The 14,762-nt window shown below is 33.6% G+C and carries 14 protein-coding genes and 1 pseudogene; 8 read left to right on the top strand and 7 right to left on the bottom strand.

Features of this window, described 5'->3' with window-relative positions; all coding sequences use genetic code 11:
* Positions 1-101 precede the first annotated feature (101 nt).
* The 3 genes from EAG08_RS05815 to EAG08_RS05805 all read right to left on the bottom strand — a co-directional run bounded on the left by EAG08_RS05815 (position 102) and on the right by EAG08_RS05805 (position 1,663).
* Positions 102-293 carry a tetratricopeptide repeat protein gene (locus tag EAG08_RS05815; RefSeq protein WP_164998529.1) on the bottom strand — a complete coding sequence of 64 codons (192 nt, stop codon included), beginning with the start codon at positions 291-293 and terminating at the stop codon, positions 102-104.
* Entirely contained in the window at positions 284-913 is a 630-nt protein-coding gene (locus tag EAG08_RS05810; protein WP_129534638.1) for a tetratricopeptide repeat protein, read from the bottom strand. Before EAG08_RS05810 ends, EAG08_RS05815 begins: the two co-directional genes overlap by 10 nt.
* 90 nt (positions 914-1,003) lie before the next feature.
* Complete coding sequence (locus EAG08_RS05805; protein ID WP_129534637.1) at positions 1,004-1,663, bottom strand: HAD family hydrolase; 660 nt, start codon at positions 1,661-1,663, stop codon at positions 1,004-1,006.
* A 245-nt stretch (positions 1,664-1,908) separates the two neighbouring features.
* Between EAG08_RS05805 and speB the strand changes: the two genes are divergently transcribed.
* From speB to EAG08_RS05790, 3 genes and pseudogenes are all read left to right on the top strand, one after another.
* Entirely contained in the window at positions 1,909-2,760 is an 852-nt protein-coding gene (gene speB, locus EAG08_RS05800) for an agmatinase (protein WP_129534636.1), read from the top strand.
* Between the two features lie 69 nt (positions 2,761-2,829).
* Positions 2,830-3,683 (top strand): annotated as a pseudogene (locus tag EAG08_RS05795) (bifunctional helix-turn-helix domain-containing protein/methylated-DNA--[protein]-cysteine S-methyltransferase).
* Positions 3,684-3,837: 154 nt separating this feature from the next.
* Positions 3,838-4,449, top strand: a complete 612-nt coding sequence (locus EAG08_RS05790) for an alpha-ketoglutarate-dependent dioxygenase AlkB family protein (protein WP_129534635.1) — start codon at positions 3,838-3,840, stop codon at positions 4,447-4,449.
* 75 nt (positions 4,450-4,524) lie between these two features.
* Here EAG08_RS05790 and EAG08_RS05785 read toward each other — a convergent pair whose 3' ends face one another.
* Positions 4,525-6,384, bottom strand: a complete 1,860-nt coding sequence (locus tag EAG08_RS05785) for a CocE/NonD family hydrolase (protein WP_129534634.1) — start codon at positions 6,382-6,384, stop codon at positions 4,525-4,527.
* A 64-nt stretch (positions 6,385-6,448) separates the two neighbouring features.
* On the opposite strand from EAG08_RS05785, the gene EAG08_RS05780 reads away from it, so the two are divergent.
* The gene (locus EAG08_RS05780; RefSeq protein WP_129534633.1) at positions 6,449-6,952 is read left to right on the top strand and encodes a hypothetical protein; all 504 of its coding nucleotides are present in this window, start codon (positions 6,449-6,451) and stop codon (positions 6,950-6,952) included.
* Between the two features lie 71 nt (positions 6,953-7,023).
* On the opposite strand, the gene EAG08_RS05775 is transcribed toward EAG08_RS05780, so the two are convergent.
* From EAG08_RS05775 to EAG08_RS05765, 3 genes are all read right to left on the bottom strand, one after another.
* Positions 7,024-9,510, bottom strand: a complete 2,487-nt coding sequence (locus EAG08_RS05775) for an outer membrane beta-barrel protein (RefSeq protein ID WP_228446787.1) — start codon at positions 9,508-9,510, stop codon at positions 7,024-7,026.
* A 382-nt stretch (positions 9,511-9,892) separates the two neighbouring features.
* The gene (locus EAG08_RS05770) at positions 9,893-10,312 is read right to left on the bottom strand and encodes an SH3 domain-containing protein (RefSeq protein WP_129534632.1); all 420 of its coding nucleotides are present in this window, start codon (positions 10,310-10,312) and stop codon (positions 9,893-9,895) included.
* Between the two features lie 6 nt (positions 10,313-10,318).
* Positions 10,319-10,810, bottom strand: a complete 492-nt coding sequence (locus EAG08_RS05765) for a BON domain-containing protein (protein WP_129534631.1) — start codon at positions 10,808-10,810, stop codon at positions 10,319-10,321.
* 210 nt (positions 10,811-11,020) lie between these two features.
* On the opposite strand from EAG08_RS05765, the gene EAG08_RS05760 reads away from it, so the two are divergent.
* The 4 genes from EAG08_RS05760 to EAG08_RS05745 all read left to right on the top strand — a co-directional run bounded on the left by EAG08_RS05760 (position 11,021) and on the right by EAG08_RS05745 (position 14,750).
* On the top strand, positions 11,021-12,271 hold the full coding sequence (locus EAG08_RS05760; protein WP_129534630.1) for a dicarboxylate/amino acid:cation symporter: 1,251 nt from the start codon (positions 11,021-11,023) through the stop codon (positions 12,269-12,271).
* Between the two features lie 71 nt (positions 12,272-12,342).
* Positions 12,343-13,059 (top strand): phytanoyl-CoA dioxygenase family protein, encoded by a 717-nt coding sequence (locus EAG08_RS05755; RefSeq protein WP_129534629.1) that lies wholly within the window; start codon positions 12,343-12,345, stop codon positions 13,057-13,059.
* 147 nt (positions 13,060-13,206) lie between these two features.
* Entirely contained in the window at positions 13,207-13,746 is a 540-nt protein-coding gene (gene pnuC, locus EAG08_RS05750; protein WP_262696808.1) for a nicotinamide riboside transporter PnuC, read from the top strand.
* On the top strand, positions 13,743-14,750 hold the full coding sequence (locus tag EAG08_RS05745) for an AAA family ATPase (RefSeq protein WP_129534628.1): 1,008 nt from the start codon (positions 13,743-13,745) through the stop codon (positions 14,748-14,750). The genes pnuC and EAG08_RS05745 overlap by 4 nt, the downstream gene beginning before the upstream one ends.
* The last annotated feature ends 12 nt before the right edge of the window (positions 14,751-14,762 follow it).

Raw genomic sequence — 14,762 nt, 5'->3', positions numbered from 1 at the left:
CTCTGAGGGAAGTCGAAGAGTAACCATAACATATAACAACAGCTCTCAAATTTTGAGAGCTGTTGTTATATGTTATACATTTTTAAATGAAAGTTTAATTTTTATAAGTTTTTACATTTTGCCTTTTCAATAACATCATCAATTTCATTATTGCCTAATTTTTTCACTTTTAAGAAATGTTCGCACGCTTTTTCTTTTTGACCTAATGATAATAAAACTTCACCTTTTTGGTACAATACAAGTACATCATCAGGATTATAAGTTAAAGCTTTATCAAAATCACTTATTGCCAAATCATATTTTTTGATAATGCGTATGCGGTTCCTCTATTACCGAAACCTTTGTGGCTGGCTTTTATTTTTAGGGAAGCAGAAAGATCATTAATGGCTTTTTCATAGTTTCCCATTCTAAGGTAGACATATCCTCTGTTCAGATACGCAGAATAATCATTAGGAAGATGTTTTATGGAGAAATCTGCATCAGCAATAGCTTCATTGTACATTTCCATTGCTGCTTTTATACCTGCTCTTTCGTTGTACAATTTATAATTGTTAGATTTTTTTTCGATTGAACTGTTGTAAAATTCTAATGCTTTGGGAAATTGTCCTGTTGAGGCATAAAAACGTGCAAAACTAGTGTGTATCTTATCATCAGAAGGATTTAACTTAAATGAAGATTCTAAATCTGCTTTTGCTTCCTGCACTTTTTCCAGATACAAATAAGAAAGCCCCCGATAATTATACGCCGTTGATAATTCTTCTTTTTTATTAATAGATTCTGTATAATAAAGAATGGCTTTTTCATAATTACCTTTATCAAATTCTTTATCCGCAAGTTTAAAACTCTGCTGAGCTTTTAATAAAAGTAGATTGCAAAGCAAAAAAACCAGTGAAAACAATATCTTTTTCGTCATTCTTTTTTGATTTAATTAATAATAATTGAATTTCTATTTTAAATCTACAATTTATATCCGAATTAAAACACCTCTAAATTTACATTACAGCTAAAAATATTTCGAAATCTTATCAATCTCCAATTCAGAATAATCTGAAACCACCATATTCGCCAAACTGTAATCCTGATTGTGCGTATGCTCACTTTTATAGGCTGCACAGAAAATATTGGCTCTGTGAGCTGCCAAAATTCCGTTGGTAGAATCTTCAATGACCATGCAGTTTTCAATAGGTTCGTTTGCCATTCCAGTAGCCTTAATGAAAATCTCAGGATGAGGTTTTGATTCTTTTAAATCGGCACCGCTGATCTTTCCATTGAAGTATTTTTCTAATTCAAATTTCTCAAAAACCATATTAATGGTGGTCATCGTTGCGGAAGATGCGAGAATCAAGGTAATTCCGTTTTCGTAATAATGTTGAATTAATGCTCTTACTCCAGGAATCAAATCAAATTCTTCATCGTTGTAAAAGTAATCTTTAAAATGAGCTCTTTTGATTAAGGCAATATCTTCAAAGGTTTCAGAAAGATTGAAGCGATCAATTAAAGTGTCACAAACTTTCTTTGTGGAAGCACCGGTGAAGGAGGTATAAAGTTCTTCTGAAACTTCAATTCCTAATTGATTAAATGTTTTGAAATACGCTTTTCTGTGCAAAGGTTCTGTATCTACAATAACGCCATCCATATCGAACAGCACAGCTTTTAAGGACATATTTTTGAATTTTTACAAAGGTAGGGAATTTGGCTGGATGCTAGAAGTTGGATAATGGATGTGACGTCTCGTAGTGATGAAATAAAGAATTTGTTTGTATTATTAAGGATGTGTTTTTTTGTTTAATTGGGGAGAATTTTAAAATCTAACCAAATTTATTTTTTCACTGTAAAAACTTTCTTCTTCAATCTCCCAGCTTCCATCTTTTACTATCTTTGCAAAAATCATTTAACTTTAAAAACATTATGAAAACATACGCAGGAATTCCTGAAGAAAATGCTTCATTAGAAAATTCAAAAGTAGTATTGGTAACGGTTCCTTATGACGGAACGTCAACTTGGGGAAAAGGCGCTGATAAAGGTCCGGAGTTGTTCTTGGATGCTTCTGAAAACATGGAGCTTTATGACATCGAAACAGGAACTGAGCCTTATCTGGAAGGTGTTTATTTAGCTGGAGAAGTTTCAGAAAATTCAACACCTGAAGCAATGACAGAAGCAGTTTATCAGAAAACAAAAGAACTTTTGGCAACAGATAAATTGTTCACGCTTTTTGGTGGGGAACATTCTGTTTCTATTGGTTCGATTCGTGCAGTTGGAGAAAAATTTGAAAATCTGACGGTTCTTCAGTTAGACGCTCATACAGATTTGCGTCCGGAATTCCACGGTTCTACTTCTAATCATGCTTGTGCGGTTTTTGAAGCAAATAAGAAACATAATTTAGTGCAAGTCGGAATTCGTTCTATGGATGTTGAGGAAGTTGAATATTTACCTGAAGGAAGGGTGTTTTTCGCTCATGAAATTGCTCACAATGAAAACTGGGTGAATGATGTTTTAGAAAAAGTTTCAGGAAATGTGTACATTACCATCGATTTAGATGCTTTTGACCCATCAATTGCTCCATCAACAGGAACTCCTGAGCCAGGTGGTTTGCAGTGGTACCCAACTTTAGAATTATTAAGAAAAGTTTTCGAAAAATGTAATGTGGTAGCATTTGATATTGTTGAATTGATGGATTCGACGTATTCAAAGCCAAGCGCATTTTTAGCGGCAAAACTGTATTATAAAATGCTGGCATACTATCACATCAACAGAGATTAAAATTCCGCACGAAACGGATTTTTTCTTTCAGTTTTTCTTTTGAAATTTGTGATATAAAACAAAATGAAAATGTCCACACAAGAAGAAATAGATTATCAGAGAATTGCCAAAGCGATTGAGTTTATTCAAAGCAATTTTAAACTGCAACCGAATTTGGATGAAGTTGCTGAAAAAGTAAATCTAAGTCCGGCACATTTTCAGAAGATATTTACAGATTGGGCAGGAACAAGTCCGAAGAAATTTTTGCAGTTCATCAGCCTTGAACACGCAAAAAGTTTACTGAAAGAAGAAAAAGCTACGTTGTTTGATGCAGCTTTAGAGACCGGACTTTCAAGTACGAGCAGATTACATGATTTGTTTGTGAAGATTGAAGGAATGTCACCTGCAGAATATAAAAACGGCGGTAAAAATTTAAAGATCAATTACAGTTTTTCCGAAAGTCCATTTGGAAAAATCATCACAGCTTCCACTGAAAAAGGAATCTGTTATATGGCTTTCGAAGAAGATAAAGAAAATGCATTGAGAGATTTACAAAATAAATTTCCCAATGCATCTTTTTTGAAAAACAAGATGAGTTTCAGCAAAATGCATTATCCATTTTTAACAAAGACTGGACAAAACTGAATACCATAAAACTTCATTTAAAAGGAACCGATTTTCAGTTGAAAGTCTGGGAAAGTTTACTGAAAATTCCACTTGGGAAATTATCAACTTATGGAAATTTAGCTGGTGAAATTGGAAATCCTAAAGCTTCAAGAGCAGTTGGAACGGCAATTGGAAGTAATCCTGTAGCATTTTTAATTCCTTGTCATAGAGTGATACAATCTTCGGGGAAAATTGGAGGTTATATGTGGGGAAGTGACAGAAAACAATTGATAATTGGTTGGGAAAGTGCGAAAATTTATTCTGATGACTCTATCTGAAATTTGAACCATTAAGATTTGTTTTAAAAAGTTAAGTTTAATTAAGAAAAAATCAAATAGATTTTAGTAAATAAGCTGCTTAAAGCGAAGCTCAACTTAATATTCTTAATTCCTTAATAGAATCTTAATGGTTCAGAATTAAATAATTAAACCAATGAATAGTTTATTTGATAGCACACAAGATTTTCCCATTAATATTCTTCCCAAAGACGGAATCACAGAATATTACGGAAAGGTTTTTTCTGATGAAGAATGCGAAAAATATTATCAGTATTTGTTTAATCAAATTCCTTGGGAAAATGACGAGGCTGTGATTTTTGGAAAACTGATTATCACCAAAAGAAAAGTTGCATGGTTTGGCGAAAAACAATTTGAATACACCTATTCCAACCGAACAAAATATGCCAAGCTCTGGACTCCCGAATTGTTAGTCTTAAAACAAAAATGTGAAGGAGTTTCTGGTGAAAAATACAATTCATGCCTTCTGAATTTATACCACGACGGAAGCGAAGGAATGGCTTACCATAGTGACGGAGAAAAAGATTTAAAGAAACATGGAGCAATTGCCTCTCTGACTTTCGGATCAGAACGTAAATTTTCTTTTAAACATAAAACATCCAAAGAAAGAATTGACATCATGCTCGAAAATGGAAGTTTACTCGTGATGAAAGGAATAACCCAGGAAAATTGGTTTCACAGGCTTCCACAAACGACAAAAGTGAAAACTCCAAGAGTAAATTTGACTTTCAGAACGATTGAGGAATAAAAAAAGCAGTGTAAATCACACCGCTATTCTTTATAAGCTTAATTTCGTTCTAACTTCTAACTTCTAACTTCTAACTTATTTCAAAACCTCAACTTCAATTGCAGAATCTTCAAAGACTTTAATAAAAGCTTTTGTATAATCTTCCTTAGTCGCCATATTCGGGTTTTCTAAGAATTTCTGCGGATTCACTGAGAAAAGTGGAAACCAGGTAGAAGAAATTTGTATCTGAATTTTGTGACCTTTTTTGAATGTATGTACCACATCCTGCAATCTGAAATTAACGGCAGTTTTCTGGTTCGCAACCAAAGCTTCTGGTTTCTCTTTTGAATTTCTGAACCTTGCAGGCATAATTTCGCTTCTGACCATTTGATGATAATTTCCGTAAATCACACTTTCTTTCTTTTCTTGAGGTTTGAAATCCTCAGGATAAACATCAATTAATTTCACTGCAAAATCTGCATCGGTAGAGGTGGATGCGATATTTAATTTAGCTAAAATTTCTCCTGCAAACGTCATATCTTCTGTCAGAACATCCGTCGTGAAAGTTAATACATCGGGTCTTCCGACAGCAAATCTTTGGTCTTCTGACATATAATTTCGTGGGGTAAATCCGTTAAAATCTTTCAGATTATCAGAACTCAAAACGGGATTGTTCGGATCACTGTAGTATTCTGAAGAACCTTGTCCTAAAGTATTTTTTAAAGTTCCGTTGGCTAAATAAAAATTGATTTTCTGAGCATTTTTTGGCGGATATTGAGCAAATTCTTTCCATTCTTTGGCTCCGGTGTCGTACATCACCGCTTCGGGTAAACCTGCGTCTTCTTTTGTATTTCCTTTTAAATAATGATTAAAAAATTTGGTCTCCAAATTTTTCTGATAATAGGTTGCAATGCTGTCACCGAAATAGATTTGATTATGGAAATGTTTTCCTTCTTCACGTCCCCAACCACCATGAGAAAATGGTCCCATTACGATCGTGTTTTTAGCTTTCGGACTTGTTTTTTCAATAGTTTTATAGATATTTAATGGGCCAAAAAGATCTTCCGCATCATACCAACCCCCAACGGTCATTACTGCATGATTGATGTTTTTAAGATGGGGTAGAAGACTTCTTTTCTGCCAGAATTCATCATAATTCGGATGATTCATAATCTCGGTCATGAAGAAGTTGTTTTTGTAGTATTTTTCATAACCATCCTTCAAAGTTCCCATTTCTCTGTAGAATTTCAAACCGTCTTCTGAGGTAGGTTTAATCATAGAATCAGAATACCAGGCTTTTTGTTCAGGTTTTGTTTTCTGAACTCCAAAAACCGGAAATGTTTTAAAATAACCTAACATAAATTTTCCGTTGTGAAGAAAATCATCGTTCCAGAAGTCAGAAATCGGAGCTTGTGGTGAAGAAGCTACCAAAGCCGGATGTTGCGCCAAAGTCCCTACAGCTGTGTAAAATCCGGGATATGAAGTTCCGTATTGTCCTACTTTTCCGTTGTTATCTTTTATATTTTTAACTAACCAATCAATGGTGTCATAAGTATCAGTGCTTTCGTCGACGTCTTTTTTTGTTTTGCGTTCAACCTGTGGTGTCATATTGGTGAATGTTCCCTCACTCATGTATCTTCCTCGCACATCCTGGAATACAAAAATGTATTTGTCTTTCATTAAATATTGATTCGGACCAATCTTAGCTTTGTATTCGTTTTCACCATAAGGTGCAATGCTGTAGCAGGTTCTCTGCATAAGAAAAGGATATTTTTGCTTCTTCGAAATATCTTTTGGAATATAAACAGCAGTGAAAAGTTTTACGCCGTCACGCATCGTAATGTAAAATTCTTTTTTAGTAAAATTATCTTTGACGAAAGAGTCAGATGGAGTGTTGCTCTGTGCTTGTCCGAAAATAAAAACTAGAATGAATAAAAAAGAAAATGGAATCTTCATAATTGAAATTTGTCGCTAATTTAGAGAAAATTGTTCTTTATATTTGGTATAAATTTTAAATAAAATGGCTATTTGGCAGTACACCGTAATATTAATTCCGACTGATAATTTTGAAGAAAATTATAAAGAGTTTATAAATCAGATAGAAACAGATTACAGAAAAGAAACTTATTTCTTTTGGAAAAATTATTATTTAAATAAAAAATTGATTGCTAAAAAAATAGATTCTTATATTTCTGAATATAAGAGTGAAACAAAAAATTCAATTTATTGGAAGGGCAATGTAGAAAAATTTCAAGACAATGATTGCAGTTTGTTTTTTGAAGGAGATAACATCAAAGAATTTGATATTAGGTTTGATATTAGAAATAAAGAAAATGTCAAGACATTTGTTGAATTAATTTTGCAATTAGCTACTGGGCATAAACTTAAATTTATGAATTTGAAATATCACTTTTTTGAAGCGCACAAGGATCTGCTTATAAAAGATATAATGGAATCTAATGCAACGAAATTTTTGACTAATCCAGAAGAATTTTTAAAATCACTTACTGACAATGCGCAGTAAAAAACAAATTCAAAAAGAAAATGACCAGAATTACTCCTGATCACTTCAAATATATAAAAGGTTGGTTTGGTCTATTTTACGTTGGTCTTTTTTCCTGCAAACTTATTCAGCTTCATTGAGAGAGAAAACATGACATATCTTTTTAAAATAAGGTCTTCTTGATCTTCAAAATAAGCTGGCATGATCGTTCTTCTTACACTTTGATTTTGGTTCAGAACATCATACACTTTCACTTTTGCCGTGAGTTGTTTATTGAAAAAAGAATATCCTAAACTCGTGTTCCAGAAGTAAAAATCTCTTTTGAAACCTGGTGCGATGTTAGACGTCGTGTTGTATTCAAAATCGTTGCCAAAGACCAGTTTTGTTTTAAAAATATAGTTGGTAAGCTCCAATTTTGCAACCTGATTGGCGGTTTTTACTCTTCCAATATCATAGTTTGTATAATCTGAGAAACTGTAACCAATTCTGTATGATGGTTTTATTGTGATTTTATCTTTGATTTCATACGTAAGATTAAATCCGGGATTAAAGTTGTAAGAATTGCTGGTATATTGTACAGCATTGATGAATCCTCGGCTGTAATTATAGCTCACGCTGAATCTTGGGTTTAAGGTCAATTTATTTTCTTTCCATTTAAAAGTTTTCGAAAAGCCACCGCCAAGGTAGAGATTTTTGTTTCCGCTCACATTGGCGTAGGTGATAAACTGTTTCCCAGAGTCGTCGAAGTAGGAGTAATTCACTACATCATTATTTTTATAAGTGAAATTTAAACTCATATAATAATTGATGTTTTTTACGATATTAAAATTATTAAAGTATAAATAAGAAGTGTTACTCCAAGAATTTTTAAGATCCGGATTTCCCTGATAAGCAATTAGTGGATTCACAAAATCTACGTAAGGTGTCAATTGATTTGCTGAGGGTATCGTGTACTGTGCACTGTTGTAAAAACTAAGTCTTTTGTTTTGCGAAAACTGATATTGCACATTCATGCTGTAATTAGGAAGTGCAAAATTTTTCTGGAGATTATACTGCTGTTCGTCAAAAACCGAACTTACCTTCATATCTGTGATTTTAAAATCGAGATTTGCCCAGATATTAAGTTTACTTTTATTTAATTCAAAAGATAATTCCGGAGAAATTTCGTTGATCTTCTGATTCATAATATTCGACAAATCTGAATTATAGTTAGAATATTTTCCTGTATTCTGATCAAAATCGCTTACATCTCTGAGATTGCTGTCTAACTTGTTTTCGTAATTTAAACTTAAACTAACAGTTGCAGAATCAGAAATCGGCTCAGTATATCCAGTACCAAATTTATAATTGTTCGTCTGATTTTTGGTCTTAGAAAGCTGATTTCTTATATCGGCAGGATCTGTCGTTTGATAAAAAATCGTCTGAGATTTATTCAGTTGATCTCTCTTTGCTTCAGAAATCGAACTGCTTAAATTGGCATACACAGATCTACCTTTTTTCTTAAATCTTTTGGTGACATAAATATTTGGGTTGAATGAATTATTCTCAGAATCTGTACTTGTAAAAGACTCATTTTCGTTCAGCAGAAGGTCATTTCGTAAAGTATTAGATTTCGAATTATTAAAATTAAAACTTTTTGTTTTTGAGAACGAAGGTGAAAAGTAGATACTCGTAAGTGAATCTAGTTTGATGGTAGCTGAAGTATCGAAGCTATATTGTCTGTTGTCGTTTTCACCATTACTTTCAGAGTTGGTTTTCAGTGTATATTCGGGAAGAAATGTAGTACGAGAAACTTTAGATCTCATCTCAAGATTGCTATCAGCCATCATTACGCTGAATCTATCTAGTTCGGCATTCTTAGACAATTTATCGCTGTAACTAAAACCTATCGTCGTCGATCTTTGAATTCCTTTGTTATTTCCGCTGCTTCCATCGGTGTAATAGGTATTTCCGCCTGAAGTTACGACGCTTCCTCCCTGCATCAACCAAGAATTTCTGCCGTGTCCCATACTGTCGAAAACCTCATCGTTAGAGAACCCCTGAGAGTTGATGTTGTTTGATGACGCGAGTAGGCTGATCTTAGTTTCATTTTTAAAATAACTTAAAAGTCCGCTTCCTTCATATCTTTTATCCGAACCGTAGCCCAATGTAAGACGAGATAGCAATCCTTTATTTTTCTTTTCATCGATATTAAAATTGATGGTCGTATTATTAGATTTTGCTGCTTTTCCGCTGAGTTCTTCTTCTTTGGTTTTTGTGGTTGTAAACTGTATGTTTTTAATAATATCAGCCGGAAGATTCTGAAGGGCAATTTTTCCGTCTTTGTCGAAGAAAGGTTTTCCGTTGATCATAATTTGGTCAACTTCTTTTCCGTTAACGGTAATTTTTCCGTCATTATTGATTTCTACACCTGGAATTTGCTTTAAAAGTTCCTCAATTTTGCTGTCGGGTCTTACTTTTATAGCCGAGGCATTGAATTCTATCGTGTCTTTTTTAATTTTAACAGGCGATGCAGTGAGCGTGACTTCCTCAATGTTAAATACCGAATTTTTTTCAAGTTCAATATCTCCCAGCGACATTGACTTCGTGATGCTTTCAAAATTCTTGGAGTAGGAGATGAGTTTTTCTGCGTCAATTTTAAGAACGGTTGGTTCGTTCAGTTCGTCATATTTTAATGAAAATTTACCTTCACGATTGGTTGCGGTATAATTGATGATGGATGAATCTTTCTGTTTAAGAAGGTAGACGGTGGCATTTTCTACAGGTTTTTTTCAAAATTGGAAACCTTACCATCGATGCTGAGTTTTTGTGCATTGAGTAAAACTGCGCTGAATGCAATAAACAACAGCAATAGAATTTTTTTCATCTAAATATTTTTGATGCGCAAAAGTATAAAAAAAACATCCCCAAATGGAGATGTTAAATGTTAAATATTTCTGAAAAGCGTGAGTTTTTATAAACTTATGCTTTCAAATATCTTGAGTATGCGTAACCTTCTTGTCCGTCAGCAGTTTTTACTTTCCACCAATCGTCAGAAGTTTGTTCTACTAAAGTAACTGAAGAACCTTTTGCTGCTTTACCAACAATAGCAGCTTCTGTAGAAGGCTCTTGTCTGATGTTTAGGTTAGAGTCTTCTGTTGCAATCGTAAGCGCTGCACCAGCTGCAAGACCTGCAACCTGTACATCGATATTGATATCTGAAGCAGAATAGGTAGAGTCAATTGCTCCTAACGCGTTCCAAACTGCATCTTTTGCTGCAGTATTAGAAGCGTTTCCTGTAACATAAAGGATACCGTCTTGCTCCTGAACCTGAAGATTTGAAACTCCCGCAGACTGAGCTGCAGAAACCACACTTGAATATTTATCTTGTAATGTGCTCATCTCTAATTATTTTACAGTATAGTTAAAGTTTACTTTTCCAACTTTCAAAGCATCTACAGATTCTTTGATTTTTCTAGCTTGTACAGAAGATGCAGTTCCTGTAAGAGTCAGTTCTCCATTCACTACTTCTACTTTTACAGATGGGAAATCTTTCAAAGCATCTTTCACTTTTTGCTGAACCATAGGATCTACAGCAGCCGTAGTTGCTACCGGCGGTGGAGGTGGAGCCACCTCAGCGATAGTTGCCATATCGTGTACGTCTTTTACACCTTTGATTTCTTTTAGAGATTTGATAGCTGCATCTTTTTCAGCTTGTGAAGCGAATGTTCCTCCTAAATGAGCAACACCTTCTTTTACTTCTACTGTTGCAGTAGGATTAGCAGCAACAATTGTAGTAGCTGAGGTCTGAAGATCAGCATCAGACACTTTCTTTTTACACGAAATAGATCCAAACGATACTGCCAAAGCTAAGGCAGACATTGCGATTGTTTTTTTCATAATTGATTTAATTTAATGTTTTAATTAGACTCAAATGTAATAATAAAATCTATACCATTTATCTAAAAAATAAATAAATATATCAATGTTTTAATTTAATTGTTTCATTATCTGTATATTATTTTTTTCTCATTGAATTTTAAGTAATTTTAACATAAGTTTAGGCTTCATCAATAAAACCATTATATTTGTGGCTATTGAACTCTATATATGAAAGGACAGAATAAATTATTTATAGCAATTATCATTGCATTGGTAGTGGGTGTTGCAATTGGTGGATTTGTACATATTCAGTATCCTGAAAGTGCGAAACCATTTTCTCAAAACATCAAACTTTTGGGAACCATTTTTATCAGATTGGTACAGATGATCATTGCGCCATTGGTTTTTACAACTTTGGTGGTGGGAATTGCCAAAATGAGTGACATCAAAATGATCGGAAGAGTAGGGTCAAAAGCAATGCTTTGGTTCATTTCAGCTTCTCTCGTTTCACTATTTATAGGTTTGATTTTGGTGAATTGGCTTGAACCAGGCCACGTAACGAAACTTCCTATTCAGGATGCAGCGTCTGCTGACGAACTTTTAAAATCGAGCAAAGGTTTCTCAATGGAAGATTTTGTGAAACATGTTATCCCTAAAAGTATTTTTGAAGCTTTTGCAACCAATGAAGTTCTACAGATTGTAGTTTTTTCTATTATGTTCGGAGTTGCTTTAGCTAATTTGGGTGACGAATATGCTCAACCTGTCATCAAATTATTTGATGTCATTGCTCATGCAATCCTGAAAATGGTAGGTTATATCATGTGGTTTGCGCCGCTTGGAGTTTTAGGAGCAATTGCAGCAGTTGTTGCGACCAATGGTTTTGAAATTTTTAAAGTCTACGCAATTTATCTCAGAGACTTTTTCTTTGCGATAGCCGTTTTGTGGGCTGTACTTTTATTGGTTGGATATCTGATTTTAGGCAAACGTCTTTTTGAATTATTAAGAAGAATAAAATCTCCATTATTGATTGCTTTCTCCACAACAAGTTCGGAAGCTGTTTTTCCTAAATTGGTTGAAGAATTAGAAAGATTTGGGTGTAACAATAGAGTAGTATCATTTATTTTACCTTTAGGATATTCATTTAATTTGGATGGAAGTATGATGTACATGACGTTTGCATCAATTTTCATTGCTCAGATCTACGGAATCGAAATGTCTATCGGACAACAAATCACCATGCTTTTGGTTTTAATGTTAACTTCAAAAGGGATTGCCGGAGTTCCGAGAGCTTCTTTAGTTATTATCGTGGCAACATGCTCAATGTTCGGAATTCCGCCTGAGGGAATTGCTTTAATTTTACCAATCGATCACTTCTGTGATATGGCGAGAAGTATGACGAATGTTTTAGGAAATGCTTTGGCAACTTCTGCGGTTTCTAAATGGGAAGGGCAGCTTGATAACCATGGAGGAGATCTATAAATATGAATGATGTGCAATTGGTAATGAGTAATATGAGCCGAGAACTTTAACTCAAAAAAATTAAACTTACAATGTTGAATTTACAACAACATAAAAATACAATTGCTGATAAAGGTTTTTCCGTTATCAGCAATATTTTTTCTACGGAAGAAATTGAAAAAATAAGTGAAGTCATTCAAAATATTGACACTTCAAAAGAAACCTTCAGGAAATCAGAAGACCTTTTTGCGATACGTCAATTTTTAAAGGAGATTCCTGAAGTGAAAGATTTGATTTTTAATGAAAATTTTAAAACAATCATCAGAGAAATTTTTGGCGAAAATTATTTTGTAGTTAAAAGTATTTACTTTGATAAACCTGAAAAATCAAACTGGTACGTTGCGTATCATCAGGATTTAACTATTTCTGTAGATAAAAAAGTTGAGCTGGAGAATTTCGGGCCGTGGACAACGAAACAGAATCAGTTTGCGGTACAGCCACCTTTGGACATTTTGGAAAATATTTTCACGATAAGAATTCATCTTGATGATACAGATGAAAATAACGGAGCCTTAAAAGTCGTTCCAAAATCTCATGCAAAAGGAATCTACAGACCCGAAACCATCAATTGGGATGTTGAAACAGAAAATATCTGCAATGTAGAAAAGGGCGGAGTAATGATTATGAAACCTTTGCTTCTTCACGGTTCAAACCGTACTACAAATGGAAAGAAGAGAAGAGTCATTCATATTGAGTTTTCGGATAGAGAATTGCCGGATGAGTTGCAGTGGTCGGAGAGAATGAATTAAGGAAAACCAATGAAAAATATTTTTAAATCGTGGAAGCCATTTGAGATTATCTGGCTTTTTTCATTTTCGGTACTGGGGATTATCATTGCAATAATAAGTGAAGATAATTAGCTGAATTTTTTGGTGTTTATTTCTGGGATTTTATGTGTGGTTCTTGCCGCCAAAGGAAGTATTTGGAATTATGTTATTGGAACAGTAAACACAGTTACATATGCCTATGTAGCTTATAATAATGGCTTGTTTGGCGAATTGGGGCTGTATATATTATTTTTTCTTCCCATGAATATTGTAGGATATTTTATGTGGAAAAACCATATAAAAGATGATATAGTGGAAATGAAAACACTCAATCTAAAATCTATTTTATTCGTGTTTTTGACAACATTTTTGGGATGTGCCTTCTTAGGATATTTTTTATCAAAAATTCATACTCAAAATAGTCCCTATTTAGATGGAATGTCTACGATTATTTCAATTGTAGCAACGATTCTTATGATTCTTCGCTACAAAGAACAATGGCTATTATATATTATTTTAAATATTACCACGATTATTATTTGGATTATCAGAACGTTAGATGGTAGTGAAAGCGGAATTATGATGATTGTAATGTGGTCGGCTTTTTTAATTAATGCCACCTATGGATATTATAATTGGAGTAGAGGGAGTAAAGCAATAGAAAAATGAAAAAAACAGGTCTTACATTAGGGAAGTTTGCCCCTTTTCATAAAGGTCATCAATTTGTTTTTGATACGGCTTTGAGCGACGTTGATGAGTTGGTTGTTTTGATTTATGAAACAGATGTTACCAAAATTCCTCTGCATATTCGTGCAAATTGGATCAGGAATCTTTACCCAACAGTTAAAGTGATTGAATGTTGGGATGGTCCAGACGGTTACTCCAACGAAAGATGGTTTGAAATCATTCAGGAAGAATATATTTTAAAGATGCTTAATGGAAAGAAAATTACACATTTTTATTCAAGCGAATTTTATGGTGATCATGTGAGTAAAGCTTTAAACGCAATTGACAGAAGAATTGATGAAGCAAGAAATATTGTTCCGATTTCTGCGACCAAAATCAGGCAAAATTCTTTTATGACGAAAGAATATGTATGTGATATTGTATACAGAGATTTGATTACGAAAATTGTTTTTGTTGGAGCTATGTCTTCTGGGAAATCTACTATTGTAGAAGCCTTAGCAAAGAAATTTAATACAACTTTTGCTCCGGAATATGGACGTGAATATTGGACAAAGCATCAGGTTGAGAGAAGAATCGGTTTTGAAGCTTTTAACGAAATTGCAAAAGGGCATATTGAGATTGAAAACAAAAAAATTTTGAATGCAAATAAATATTTTTTTGTTGATACCAATGCAATTACGACTTATATGTTTGCACTTGATTATCATGGAAAAGCTCCTGATTTTTTAACGAAAATGGCAGATTTAAATTACAAAAGGTATGATCTCTTCTTCCTTTGTGATATTGACATTCCGTATGATGATACTTGGGACAGAAGTGGAAATCAAAAAAGAGAAGTTTTTCAAAAACAGATTATTGCAGATCTCAGAGAAAGAAATATACCTTATATTTTACTTTCTGGTAATTTGGAAGAAAGAATTCATAAAGTTGAAAGTGTTCTTTCTAAGTTTGAAAAATATTCAAACTATTATGGTTCTAAAATCTAAACTCATCATTAA

Origin of the sequence: Chryseobacterium sp. 3008163 (assembly GCF_003669035.1) — a bacterium.
In the GTDB taxonomy this organism is placed as follows: Bacteria; Bacteroidota; Bacteroidia; order Flavobacteriales; family Weeksellaceae; genus Chryseobacterium.
This window is presented reverse-complemented; position numbering and strand designations above follow the sequence as displayed.

Coding starts and splice junctions, on each gene's coding strand:
- EAG08_RS05770 (WP_129534632.1), bottom strand. CDS start 10,312: ATGAGCACATTACAAGATAAATATTCAAGTGTGGTTTCTGCAGCTCAG.
- EAG08_RS05790 (WP_129534635.1), top strand. CDS start 3,838: ATGAATAGTTTATTTGATAGCACACAAGATTTTCCCATTAATATTCTT.
- EAG08_RS05785 (WP_129534634.1), bottom strand. CDS start 6,384: ATGAAGATTCCATTTTCTTTTTTATTCATTCTAGTTTTTATTTTCGGA.
- EAG08_RS05745 (WP_129534628.1), top strand. CDS start 13,743: ATGAAAAAAACAGGTCTTACATTAGGGAAGTTTGCCCCTTTTCATAAA.
- EAG08_RS05765 (WP_129534631.1), bottom strand. CDS start 10,810: ATGAAAAAAACAATCGCAATGTCTGCCTTAGCTTTGGCAGTATCGTTT.
- EAG08_RS05810 (WP_129534638.1), bottom strand. CDS start 913: ATGACGAAAAAGATATTGTTTTCACTGGTTTTTTTGCTTTGCAATCTA.
- EAG08_RS05805 (WP_129534637.1), bottom strand. CDS start 1,663: ATGTCCTTAAAAGCTGTGCTGTTCGATATGGATGGCGTTATTGTAGAT.
- EAG08_RS05775 (WP_228446787.1), bottom strand. CDS start 9,510: ATGTCGCTGGGAGATATTGAACTTGAAAAAAATTCGGTATTTAACATT.
- EAG08_RS05780 (WP_129534633.1), top strand. CDS start 6,449: ATGGCTATTTGGCAGTACACCGTAATATTAATTCCGACTGATAATTTT.
- EAG08_RS05760 (WP_129534630.1), top strand. CDS start 11,021: ATGAAAGGACAGAATAAATTATTTATAGCAATTATCATTGCATTGGTA.
- EAG08_RS05755 (WP_129534629.1), top strand. CDS start 12,343: ATGTTGAATTTACAACAACATAAAAATACAATTGCTGATAAAGGTTTT.
- speB (WP_129534636.1), top strand. CDS start 1,909: ATGAAAACATACGCAGGAATTCCTGAAGAAAATGCTTCATTAGAAAAT.